Origin of the sequence: Streptomyces wedmorensis (assembly GCF_000716445.1) — a bacterium.
Classification (GTDB): Bacteria; Actinomycetota; Actinomycetes; order Streptomycetales; family Streptomycetaceae; genus Streptomyces; species Streptomyces wedmorensis.
On the sequence record NZ_JNWK01000001.1, the window covers coordinates 89,482 to 100,765 of the forward strand.

Here is an 11,284-nt window from a genome sequence, read left to right on the forward strand (position 1 = left end):
GCACCTCGCGAGCGGTGTCGTTCAGGGCTTCACGATGCCGCGGACCACCCCGAGGTCGAGAAGGTCCTGGGGCCGCAGCCGGAGTTGGTCGGCGGTCCTGTCGGACTCCTCGGGGGTCCGCTTCAGGATGGACGCCGCCAGTTCGGGGGCGATGACCGAGAAGTAGCTGTCGGGGGTGGCCCAGAGGTTCTCGGGAGCGGCGAGGGCGAGGGCGCCGCCGGAGCCGCCCTCGCCGACGAGGAGGGAGGTCAGGGGGACGCCGGCGGTGGCGACGGCGGCGAAGAGGTCGGCGATGGCGGGGCCGGCGCCCGCGTACTCCGCCGCCGGGTCGTTGGCCGCCCCAGGGGTGTCGACGAGGGTGAGGACCGGGATCCCGAGGCGGTCCGCGAGGCGGACGAGTCGTGCGGCCGTGCGGAAGCCGGCCGGGCGGGTCGCGGTGCCGCACTGGGCGGCGAACGCGACGGTACGCCCGTCGGGGAGCTGCCCGAAGCCGCAGCGCATGCCGGGGTCGACGCCGCCGCAGCGGTCGCCCGAGATCTCCTCGCGGAGCGTGAAGTGGGCGTCGAGGTACGCGGGGGCCCGCGGCCGGTCGGGGCGCCGTGCGCGCGCCACGGCCTCCCGCCCGCTCGCGGCGGGCTCGGTGCCCGGCGCCGACAGCGCGTGCGGCGGCGGGACCGGGCCCTCGGCGGGCCGGGTGAGCAGCCCGAGCCAGCGTCCGAGGGTGGTGCGCAGCTCGTCGGGCGGCACGATCGCGTCGACGTGGCCGTGGGCGAGCTGGGCCTCGGCGGTGTACGCGGCCGGGTCCGCGTCCTGCGGGCGCACCCGTGACCCGGCGAAGCCCACCTGGGCCTCCGGGAGTGCGAGCACGACGTCGGACCCGGCCCCCAGCGTCGCCCAGCCGCCCCCCGTCGTCGGATTCCGCAGGACCGCGACCTGCGGCAGCCCGGCGGCCCGGGTCAGCGCCGACTCGCGTGCGAGGTACTGGAGTTGGAGGAGCGCGCGCATGCCCTCGTGCATCCGGCTGCCGCCGGTCGCGGGGAGGACGACCACGGGCAGCCGGCGGGCGCGGGCCAGCTCGTGGGCGGCCGTGGCCCGCGCTCCCGTCCGCTCGCCGAGGGAGCCGCCGAGGAACCGGAACTCGAAGGAGATCAGGACCACCCGCACCCCGCACACCGTGCCCGTGCCGCAGACCACCGACTCGGTCTCGCCGGTGCGCTCGGCGGCGCGGGCGTGGGCGTCGGCGTAGCCGGGCCAGTCGATCGGCCCGTCACCGGCCAGGGGCTCCTCCCCGTAGGGGAGTTCGGTGAAGTCGTCCGCCACGAGGGCGATCGCCTCACGTGCCGTCCTCGGGTCGCTCATGGGGGCCTCGCCGCTCGTCGCCGAAGTGTGCGTACGGGTGGGGTCAGGGCCTGCGCGGTGCCGCGGCCCGGTCGTGCGTTCCCACCGTACCGTCCGGTCGGGCGACGTCACGGTTGCCCGATCGCACGGCGTTCGAGTGCGGACTGCCGGCCGAGCCGGGCCCGCCGCGGCGCGGCACCGATGCGGTCCTGCCGTCGATCGGACCCGGACCCGGCGTGGAGCGGTGCCCGAGCCGGGCCCGCCGTCGGGCGGGCCCGGCTCGGGGCGTGTGTTCAGGCCGTCCCGGCCGCCGTCGGCGTCTCCGCCGGGTCTCCGGTGGTCGCGGGCTTCCGGCGGCGGAAGAGCCGGCGCTGCCGCGGCGGCCGGTCCGGGAGCCAGCCGAAGGCGAGCGAACTGCCGATGAGCCCGAGGAGCATCCCCACGACGAACCCGCCCAGGTTGGAGGTGACCCAGCTCCCGAGGGACGCCAGGACTCCGACGACCGAGTAGAAGAGCCGTTGGCGGGGGTTGAGGACGATGAGCAGTCCACAGATGATCATGAGGGAGGGCAGGACGTAGCCCACCAGGCTGTCCGCTCCCGCCGTGAGGATCACGGTGATGCTCGCCCGCTGGGTCAGCAGGATCTCCGCCCCGCCCAGGGCGAGCGTGACTCCGGCGCCGAAGGGACGGTGGTGCCGCCAGCGCCGGAAGGTCCGCCAGGGGTGCCGGGGACGGCCGGGCGCCACGCTCAGCAGCCCTTCGAGCTGAAGCTCATGTGCAGGTCGGGAAGGGTGAACCGGACGGCGGTCGTGGCGTAGTTGGTCTGCCGGAGGTCCTTGATGGTGACCGTGTCGGCCTGCTGTCCGAAGGAGCCGAGCGGGCCCTTGATCGGCGGCTTGTCGAAGGTGCTGGCGTCACCGCCGATCTCGATGTTGTCGAAGTCGGCGACCTTGCCGCTGATCTCGGTGGAGTCGGTGGTGAGCCCCGAGGCCTTGACCGGGGTGCCCTTGCCGCCCGCCGTGATGCGCAGGTAGGTGCCGCCGAGCTCCACGCTCTGGCAGAGGTTGGTGAGCTTCGCCTCGCGGATCGCGGTGACGATGACCAGCACCTGTCCGCCGGTGTCGCCGGCGTTGGGGCTTCCCTCGGCCATGTTGTCGAGGCCTCCGAACTGGCCGAAGCCGGTGCCCTCCATGGAGTCGGCGGCGACGGTGAACGGCATGCCGGAGATGGCGAACTGGGCGGCGAGCGCCCCTTGCGCGGTGAGGACGACGAGCGTGGCGGCGATGGCCAGGGCGGGTCCGCCCATCATCGCGGCGCGGCGGTAGCGCACCCGGCCGCGTCTGCCGGAGCCGTCCTCCGTCGTGGCGGGGTTCGTGTGCTGGTCGGGGGTGTCTTCGGACATGGCCATGCGGTGCTCCTGACATGAGTGAGGAAACAGACCTGCGCGGCGCGTCCTGGCGCGGACAGTCCCCCAACCCGCCTGGGTCTTCCTCGCGTGGTGCGGAGGCAGACGTGCCGCAGGGAACCGTTCGGACCGTAAGGCTTGCTGTTACCCGGGGTCAACTCCCCTGCATCAGCGGCCTGTCGGCCGTCCGACGATCGATCATTCGGAGGTGAAGGGAGCCACCAGGACGTGCACCAGACTGTCGAGCAGGAGGGGAAGATCGATGAGCCGCCCCTCGTCGACCGCCCGGTGGACCGCGGCGTGGACGGCGCCCACCACGATGTCGACCAGTTCGCTCCGCGGCACCCGTGCGGGCCCCGCCGGGGCGTCGGTGAAGAACCAGCGAAAACTGGCCAGAAGTTCGGCGCGCGCCTGGCGCCCCGCGGGCCCCAGGGACTCGATCTCGACCACCATCGTGGCGAACGCCGGGGTCTGCGTGAGCACCGTCAGGAGCACCCGCAGTCCGGCGCGCACCGCGGCCGGCCAGTCCGCCGCGCCGCCGGCCTCCTCGTACGCCCTCCGCATGGCCCGTACGACCTGCTGCGTGCCGCCCCGGTAGGCGGCGATGACGGCGTCCTCCTTGCCGGAGAACAGCTCGTAGAAGACCGGTCGGGTCACGCCGGCGGCCCGGCAGATGTCGCTGATGCGGGCGCCCGCGTAGCCGTTCGCCGCGACCGTCGTCGCCACCCCGTCGAGCAGTCGTTCCCGCTGTCGCGAGGCGACCTCCTCGGGCGTCAGCCGACGGGGTCCGGGCCGGAGCGAGCGCTCCGGCTCCCTTCCCGAGCGGGCGCCCGGCAGGACGAGATCCTCCTCGGTTCCGCGAGCACTCGTCATCGGCCACATCCTCCCGGGGTTGTTGACGTCACATACTCGACAGGATTACAACCCTGATGGGTTTTCCTCTCGGTGTGCCGAACGTCGGAGCCGCTCCCCGTGGGACGGGACGCGTCCCCACCGCACACCGCACCGAGTATCACGCTCCCGCACCTCCCGCGACACCGCTGCCGGACATCCGTGGCGCCGGATCGTCCCGGCGGCGGCCGCGCACCACCCCGTCAGGCCGGCGCTCCGACCCGTATCGACGCGCACCGCTCCGCAACGCCGCGCTCCGACCCGTATCGACGCGCACCGCTCCGCAACGCCGCGCACCTCCCTCACCGCCGCCGGCTCCCCCCCAGGGCATCCCCGAGTGCGCCCGGTACACCGCCGTACCGGTCCGCACTGCCCCGGACCACCCCCGCGTCCCCACGCGCACCGCCAGTACAGCCGAGTTCCGCACCCCCACTCCGTACGGAAGGAAGCATCCCCATGCGCAAGCGCGCTCTTCTCGTGTCCATCGGCCTCGCCGTCACCGCGACCCTGGCCGCGACCGCCCAGGCCGGCGCCTCGGGCGCCGCCGCCGGCGAGGTCCTCACCACCGGCGGCGCCGGCGGCACCGCCGTCGCCGTCGGCGACGTCCTCTCCGCCTCCCTCTCCGCCGGAACCAAGGCCAGGATCGCCACCACCGCGGGCGGCAGCACCGGCATCACCTGCGGCACCTCCGCGTTCACCGCCACGGTCACCGGCAACCCCGCCGCGCCCGGCACCGCCACCGAGTCCGTCACGGCTCACACCCTGAGCAGCTGCACCACCAACATCATCGGCGCGACGGGCGTCCAGAGCATCACGGTCAACAACCTGCCCTTCGCCGCCGCCGTCACCTCCGGCGGGTCGCTCACCGTCACCGCGGGCGCCGCGGGCCCGATCCAGACCACACTGAAGATCAACACCATCCTCGGCCTGACGACCTGCGTCTACCGGGCCACGAGCCTCACCGCCACCCCCTCCAACACCGACAACTCGCTCACCTTCACCGACCAGCTGTTCACCAAGACCAGCGGTCCCGGCACCTGTCCGGGCAGCGGTTACTTCTCCGCGAAGTACGGGCCCGTCATGGACACCAGCCAGGCCGGCAGCCCCGTCGTCTTCGTGAACTGACCGCGCCACCGCAGCGCCGTGCCCCCTTCCGCGTACGAGGAAGGGGGCACGGCTCACGCAAGGATGCCGCTCCCGTGCGGCGCGTACAGGTCCAGGAGCCGGACCCGGGTCACGTGGAGGCGGTGGGCCAGGATCGCCCCCACCCAGAACGTGACCGAGGCGCCGAAATCCGTGTCCGAGCGGCACATCGAGCGGACGGCCGGGGCGTCGAACTCGTACGCCCGCACCGGCGTCATCGCCTCGGCGCCCGACTGGCAGAGGTACGGCGGGAACAGCCAGGACAGGCCCACCAGCTCGCCGTGGCGCAGGGTCTCGATCACGGGCGACCCGCGACCCGGCACCTTCGCGTCGAGCGTCACGGCGCCCGTCTTCACGATCCAGAACCGGTCGGCGTACTGCTGCTCCTCGAAGAGGCGGTGGCCGGAATCGAAGTACACGTCCTCGGCGAAGGCCATCAGACGCTCGCGGTGCTCCGGCGGCAACGTGCTGACCTTGGGTGCGGCACTGCTCATGGCGGACCCTCCTCGCGCACTCGACTCCCACCCCCAGTGTCCGACAGGGCGCCGAGGTCCGCAGGCGACGCCCGGCCCCCGTCGCGGCCGTGCCGCCGTCGACCGGGGAGACCATCGCAGGTGCGGTCCCCTCGCCCTGCCCGTAGCGTGGCGCGGGGGTCACGGGGCGGGATCAGGGGCGGGATCAGGGGCGGGATCCATCCTTCGCGCAGATCGGTACGGAACCCATGGCAGACAAGCCCGCGATCGTTTTGGTGCACGGTTTCTGGGGCGGCGCCGCCCACTGGGCGAACGTCATCGTCGAGCTGAGGAAACGCGGATACGGCAAGCTGTACGCCGTCGAGAACCCGCTCACCTCCCTCACCGACGACGCCGAGCGCACCCGGAAGATGGTCAAGCAGGTCGACGGCCCCGTCGTCCTCGTCGGCCACTCCTACGGCGGCGCGGTGATCACGGAGGCGGGCGACCTGCCCAACGTCACCGCCCTCGTCTACATCGCCGCCTTCGCCCCGGACACCGGTGAGAGCCCCGGCCAGATCAGCCAGGAGAACCCGCCGGCCGCCTTCGACGACATCGCGCCCGACTCCGACGGCTACCTCTGGATCAAGCAGGACAAGTTCCACGAGAGCTTCGCCCAGGACCTGACCGAGGACGAGGCATTCGTCATGGCCGTCACGCAGAAGGCCCCGCTCGCCTCCACCTTCGGCGACACCGTCACCTCCCCGGCCTGGCGGGCCAAGCCGTGCTGGTACCAGGTCTCCACCGAGGACCGCATGATCCACCCCGACAACGAGCGGCGCATGGCCCAGCGCATGAACCCGCGCAAGGTGGTCGAGCTCGACGCGAGCCACGCCTCGCTGGCCTCCCGGCCGGCCGAGGTGTGCGACCTGATCGACCTGGCCGCCCGCGAGACCGCCGGCTGACCCCTGCCGAGCCCCACGCGCGCGCGTGAACCCCTTTCCGGGCATCACGCGTGCGCGTCTCCGTGCTCACCCTCCGTGCACCCCTCCGGCGTGCGCGCGCCGGGTGGAGGGCGGAGCATGAACGTGAGAGGGAGCGGCAGAACGGGGGGCGTGACCCAGGAGGGTGCCATGCCCGTCCCGGACGGCGGTGACTCACTCGTCGTGCTGCGCGGTGTCGACAAGCACTTCGGCACCCTGCACGTCCTCCAGTCCATCGACCTCACGATCCACCGCGGCGAGGTGGTCGTCGTCATCGGGCCCTCCGGTTCGGGGAAGTCGACGCTCTGCCGCGCGATCAACCGCCTGGAGACCATCGACGCGGGCGAGATCGTCGTCGACGGGCGCCCGCTGCCCGCCGAAGGACGGGAACTCGCCGCCCTGCGGGCCGATGTGGGCATGGTCTTCCAGTCGTTCAACCTCTTCGCCCACAAGACCGTCCTCGACAACGTCACGCTGGGTCAGATCAAGGTCCGCAAGAAGGACCGCAAGGCCGCCGAGCAGCGGGCCCGCGCCCTCCTCGACCGGGTCGGGGTCGCCAGCCAGGCGGACAAGTACCCGGCGCAGCTCTCCGGGGGCCAGCAGCAGCGCGTGGCGATCGCCCGCGCCCTCGCCATGGATCCGAAGGTGATGCTCTTCGACGAGCCGACCTCCGCGCTCGACCCCGAGATGATCAACGAGGTCCTGGAGGTCATGCAGCAGCTGGCCCGGGACGGCATGACGATGGCGGTCGTGACCCACGAGATGGGTTTCGCCCGCTCCGCCGCCAACCGGGTCGTCTTCATGGCCGACGGGAAGATCGTCGAGGAGACGACCCCGGACGAGTTCTTCAGCAACCCGCGCAGCGACCGCGCCAAGGACTTCCTGTCCAAGATCCTCCACCACTGAGCCGGCGGACGCCGCCCGACCCACAGCCCCCAGGGGTGATCCTCATGAACGCGCTCAGGACCAGCAGGGCCACCGTGGCCGTCGCCGCGGCCGTCGTCCTCTCCTTCACCTCCGCCGGCTTCGCCCACGGCGCCGCCGGCGACGCGCCCCGTGATCACGGCGGCGACGAGATCACCATCGGCATCAAGTACGACCAGCCCGGCATCGGCCTGAAGACCCCCGACGGCACCTACACCGGCTTCGACGTCGACGTGGCGACGTACGTGGCCAAGGAGCTCGGCCACGAGCCGTCCGACATCGTGTGGAAGGAGGCCAAGAGCGCCGACCGCGAGACGCTGCTCCAGCGCGGCGACGTGGACTTCATCGCGGCCTCGTACTCGATCAACGACAAGCGGGCCGAGAAGGTCGACTTCGCCGGTCCCTACCTCCTCGCCCACCAGGACGTGCTGATCCGGGCCGACGACGACTCGATCAAGGAGCCGTCCGACCTGAACAACAAGAAGCTCTGCTCGGTGACCGGTTCGACGTCCGCGCAGAACGTCAAGGACAAGATCGCCCCCGACGCCCAACTCCAGGAGTACGGCGGCTACTCCGAGTGCCTGACCGGACTGGAGAACGGGGTCATCGACGCCGTCACGACCGATGACTCGATCCTCGCCGGATACGCCTCGCAGCCCGAGTTCAAGGGCAAGTTCAAGCTCGGCGGATTCGAGATGAGCAACGAGAACTACGGCATCGGCGTCCAGAAGGGCAGCGAGCTCAAGGCCAAGATCAACACGGCCCTGGAGAAGATGGTCGCCGACGGCTCCTGGGAGGCGGCGGTCAAGAAGAACTTCGGGCCCGCCGGCTACGAGAACGAACCGGCACCGAAGATCGGCGTCGTCGTCCAGTGAGCAGGCCGCCGTGTTCGACTTCCTCCAGGGGTACGACCTGCTCGGAGCCTTCTGGGTGACGGTGCAGCTCACCGTCTACTCCGCGATCGGCTCCCTGATCTGGGGGACGCTGCTGGCCGCCATGCGCGTCAGCCCCGTCCCCCTGATGCGGGGCTTCGGCACCGCCTACGTCAACATCGTCCGCAACATCCCCCTCACCGTCATCATCGTCTTCACCTCGCTCGGCCTCTTCCAGACCCTCGGGGTCAGCCTGGGCGCCGACCGGTTCACCACGATCAACTTCCGGCTCGCCGTCCTCGGCCTCACCGCCTACACGAGCGCCTTCGTCTGCGAGGCGGTCCGCTCCGGCATCAACACCGTCCCCCTCGGACAGGTCGAGGCGGCCCGCGCCATCGGGCTCAGCTTCCCGCAGGTCCTGCGCGTCATCGTGCTCCCGCAGGCCTTCCGCTCCGTCGTCGGCCCCCTCGCCAACGTCCTGATCGCCCTCACCAAGAACACCACGGTGGCCGCGGCGATCGGCGTCGCCGAAGCGGCCCTGCTGATGCGCGAGATGATCGAGAACGAGGCCCAACTCATCCTCATCTCCGCGATCTTCGCGTTCGGGTTCATCTGCCTCACCCTGCCCACCGGTCTGTTCCTCGGCTGGGTGGCCAAGAAGGTGGCGGTGAAACGGTGAAGAAGGACAGACCTACGGTCCTCTACGACGTCCCCGGGCCGCGCGCCCGGCGGCGCAACCTCCTCTGGACGCTGCTGTTCCTGGTCGCCCTCGCCGCCGTGGTGTGGTGGGTCGTGGTGAGCCTCGCCGACAAGAACCAGCTCGAATGGGCCAAGTGGGCGCCCTTCTTCACCGACGCCCGCGTCTGGGAGACGTACATCCTGCCCGCCCTGAAGAACACCGTGATCGCCGCCGCGCTCGCCATGGTGATCGCGCTGCCGCTCGGCGCCCTCCTCGGCATCTTCCGGCTCTCCGACCACCGCTGGCTCCGCGGCGCGGCCGGCACCGTCGTCGAGTTCTTCCGGGCCATCCCCGTCCTGATCCTCATGCTCTTCGCCAACGCCGCGTACTCCGAGTTCACCGACATCAGCCCGGACACCCGCCCGATGTACGCCGTCGTCACCGGCCTCGTCCTCTACAACGCCTCCGTACTCGCCGAGGTCGTCCGCGCCGGCATCCTCTCCCTGCCCACCGGCCAGACCGACGCGGCGAAGGCCATCGGCATGCGCAAGGGCCAGACCATGGCGTACGTCCTGCTCCCGCAGGCGGTCACCGCCATGCTGCCCGCCCTCGTCAGCCAGCTCGTCGTCATCGTGAAGGACACCGCACTCGGCGGCGCGATGCTCGGCTTCTCCGAACTCCTCGCCTCCGTCCGCCCGATGAGCGCCAACTACGGCGCCAACACCATCGCCTGCTTCACCGTCGTCGCCGTCATCTTCGTCCTCCTCAACTTCGCCCTCACCACCTTCGCCTCCTGGCTCGAAGGCCGGCTCCGTCGCGGCAAGAAGTCCACCGGCGCGGTCGTCGGAGCCGAGGCGGTCGAAGACCTCGCGACCCCGGGCGAACACCTCGACAAGCCGTAGAGTCCTGCCGATCGCTCCGCCGCCCGGGTGAAGCGTCCGCACGGGACCCGTCCAGGCGGCGGGGCGTGCCGAAGTACCCAGCATGAACACCACCAGGACCGCGGGCGAGCCGCAGTACGAGCCCACCCGCACCGACCGACTCCTCGCCGCGCTCGGCGGCCTGATCTCCGCGTACGTGTCGCTGGCCGTCGCGGACCTCGTCGCCGGCCGGGTACGGCCCGAGGCGGGCCCCGTCCCGGCCGTCGGCGGCACCGTCGTCGACCGGACGCCGGCGGGCCTGAAGGAGTGGGCGATCCGCGTCTTCGGAGAGAGCGACAAGGCCGTCCTCCAGCTCGGCATCCTGGTCGTCCTCGGACTCCTCGCCCTCGGGGTCGGACTGCTCGCGCTGCGCCGGCGCCTGCTCGGCACCGCGGCCGTCGGAGCCTTCGGGCTCCTCGGGGCACTCGCCGCCGTCACCCGCCCCGACTCGGACTCCGCCGTGGACGCCGTGCCCTCCCTCGCCGGAGCCGTCGCGGGCGCGGCCCTGCTGTACGTCCTGACCGGCCGCCTCCGCGCCCCGAGGCCCGGAACCGACCGGGCGGACCGGCGCGGCTTCCTGATCGTCGCCGGCTCGGCCGGGCTCGCCGTCACCGGCGCCGCCGCGCTCGGCAGGGCGGTCGGCACCCCCGTACAGGAGAACGCGGCGGCCTCCCGGGCGGCGCTGCGACTGCCCCGTCCGGACTCACCCGCGCCGGCCGTGCCCGCCGGCGCGCAGCTCCGCGTCCCCGGCATCAGCCCCTTCGTCACCCCCAACCGGGACTTCTACCGCGTCGACACCGCGCTCGTGGTCCCGAAGGTCGACGCCGACCGCTGGCGGCTGCGGCTGCACGGCAGCGGCGTCCGGGAGGAACGCACCTTCACCCTGAGCGAGTTGACGGCGCGCCCGACGGTGGAGCGGGACATCACCCTGGCCTGCGTCTCGAACGAGGTCGGCGGCCCCTACGTCGGCAACGCCCGCTGGCTCGGCGTACGCCTCGCCGACCTGCTCCGCGAGGCCGGCGTCCGCCCGCCCTCCGAGGGCGGCCCCGCCGACCAGCTGGTCGCCCGCTCCGTCGACGGCATGACCATCGGCACCCCCGTCGAGGAGGTCATGGACGGCCGCGACGCACTCCTCGCCTTCGGCATGAACGGCGAACCCCTGCCCTTCTCGCACGGCTTCCCCGTCCGCATGGTCGTCCCCGGTCTGTACGGCTACGTCTCCGCCTGCAAGTGGATCCGGTCCATCGAACTCACCACCTTCGACGCCTACGACGCCTACTGGGTCCCGCGCGGCTGGGCCGCCCAGGCCCCCGTGAAGACCCAGTCCCGCATCGACACCCCCCGCGCCCTCGCCCGCATCGCCGCGGGCACCGTCATGGTCGCCGGCGTGGCCTGGGCCCAGCACCGGGGCATCCGCCGCGTCGAGGTACGGATCGACGACGGGCCCTGGCACGACGCCACCCTCGGCGCCGAGGACACCCGGGACACCTGGCGCCAGTGGGTCCACCCCTGGACCGCCACCCCCGGCCGCCACACCCTCACCGTCCGCGCCACCGACGGCACCGGCACCACCCAGCCCGAGGAGCGCACCTCCACCATGCCCGACGGCGCGCAGGGATGGCACTCGGTCGTCGTCAGGGTCGAAGGTGGATAACGAACGGACTCCGCACCCCCGTT

General features: G+C 72.1%; 12 protein-coding genes. 7 read left to right on the forward strand and 5 right to left on the reverse strand.

The annotated features are described in order from the left end of the window. Window positions 1–21: 21 nt before the first annotated feature. From OO54_RS00360 to OO54_RS00375, 4 genes are all read right to left on the reverse strand, one after another. Window positions 22–1,359, reverse strand: a complete 1,338-nt coding sequence (locus OO54_RS00360) for a carboxyl transferase domain-containing protein (RefSeq protein WP_033200839.1) — start codon at window positions 1,357–1,359, stop codon at window positions 22–24. 272 nt (window positions 1,360–1,631) lie between these two features. After that, window positions 1,632–2,084 carry a DUF6114 domain-containing protein gene (locus OO54_RS00365; RefSeq protein WP_106969961.1) on the reverse strand — a complete coding sequence of 151 codons (453 nt, stop codon included), beginning with the start codon at window positions 2,082–2,084 and terminating at the stop codon, window positions 1,632–1,634. Window positions 2,085–2,086: 2 nt separating this feature from the next. Beyond that, on the reverse strand, window positions 2,087–2,746 hold the full coding sequence (locus OO54_RS00370; protein ID WP_033200840.1) for a DUF6230 family protein: 660 nt from the start codon (window positions 2,744–2,746) through the stop codon (window positions 2,087–2,089). 195 nt (window positions 2,747–2,941) lie between these two features. Then, entirely contained in the window at window positions 2,942–3,616 is a 675-nt protein-coding gene (locus OO54_RS00375) for a TetR/AcrR family transcriptional regulator (RefSeq protein ID WP_033200841.1), read from the reverse strand. A 474-nt stretch (window positions 3,617–4,090) separates the two neighbouring features. On the opposite strand from OO54_RS00375, the gene OO54_RS00380 reads away from it, so the two are divergent. After that, window positions 4,091–4,759 carry a hypothetical protein gene (locus OO54_RS00380; RefSeq protein WP_033200842.1) on the forward strand — a complete coding sequence of 223 codons (669 nt, stop codon included), beginning with the start codon at window positions 4,091–4,093 and terminating at the stop codon, window positions 4,757–4,759. Window positions 4,760–4,812: 53 nt separating this feature from the next. Here the strand turns inward: OO54_RS00380 and OO54_RS00385 are convergent, their stop codons facing one another. Further along, window positions 4,813–5,271 (reverse strand): Crp/Fnr family transcriptional regulator, encoded by a 459-nt coding sequence (locus tag OO54_RS00385; RefSeq protein ID WP_033200843.1) that lies wholly within the window; start codon window positions 5,269–5,271, stop codon window positions 4,813–4,815. 227 nt (window positions 5,272–5,498) lie between these two features. Here OO54_RS00385 and OO54_RS00390 point away from each other — a divergent pair, with 227 nt between their 5' ends. From OO54_RS00390 to OO54_RS00415, 6 genes are all read left to right on the forward strand, one after another. Continuing rightward, entirely contained in the window at window positions 5,499–6,194 is a 696-nt protein-coding gene (locus OO54_RS00390; RefSeq protein WP_033200844.1) for an alpha/beta hydrolase, read from the forward strand. Window positions 6,195–6,362: 168 nt separating this feature from the next. Further along, window positions 6,363–7,118 (forward strand): amino acid ABC transporter ATP-binding protein, encoded by a 756-nt coding sequence (locus tag OO54_RS00395; protein WP_033200845.1) that lies wholly within the window; start codon window positions 6,363–6,365, stop codon window positions 7,116–7,118. Between the two features lie 44 nt (window positions 7,119–7,162). Beyond that, a complete protein-coding gene (locus OO54_RS00400) occupies window positions 7,163–8,011 on the forward strand; it encodes a glutamate ABC transporter substrate-binding protein (RefSeq protein ID WP_033200993.1) in 849 nt (282 codons plus the stop codon). Window positions 8,012–8,021: 10 nt separating this feature from the next. After that, window positions 8,022–8,687 (forward strand): amino acid ABC transporter permease, encoded by a 666-nt coding sequence (locus tag OO54_RS00405; protein ID WP_033200846.1) that lies wholly within the window; start codon window positions 8,022–8,024, stop codon window positions 8,685–8,687. Further along, on the forward strand, window positions 8,684–9,589 hold the full coding sequence (locus OO54_RS00410) for an amino acid ABC transporter permease (protein WP_033200847.1): 906 nt from the start codon (window positions 8,684–8,686) through the stop codon (window positions 9,587–9,589). The genes OO54_RS00405 and OO54_RS00410 overlap by 4 nt, the downstream gene beginning before the upstream one ends. Window positions 9,590–9,671: 82 nt before the next feature. After that, entirely contained in the window at window positions 9,672–11,261 is a 1,590-nt protein-coding gene (locus tag OO54_RS00415; protein ID WP_033200848.1) for a molybdopterin-dependent oxidoreductase, read from the forward strand. The last annotated feature ends 23 nt before the right edge of the window (window positions 11,262–11,284 follow it).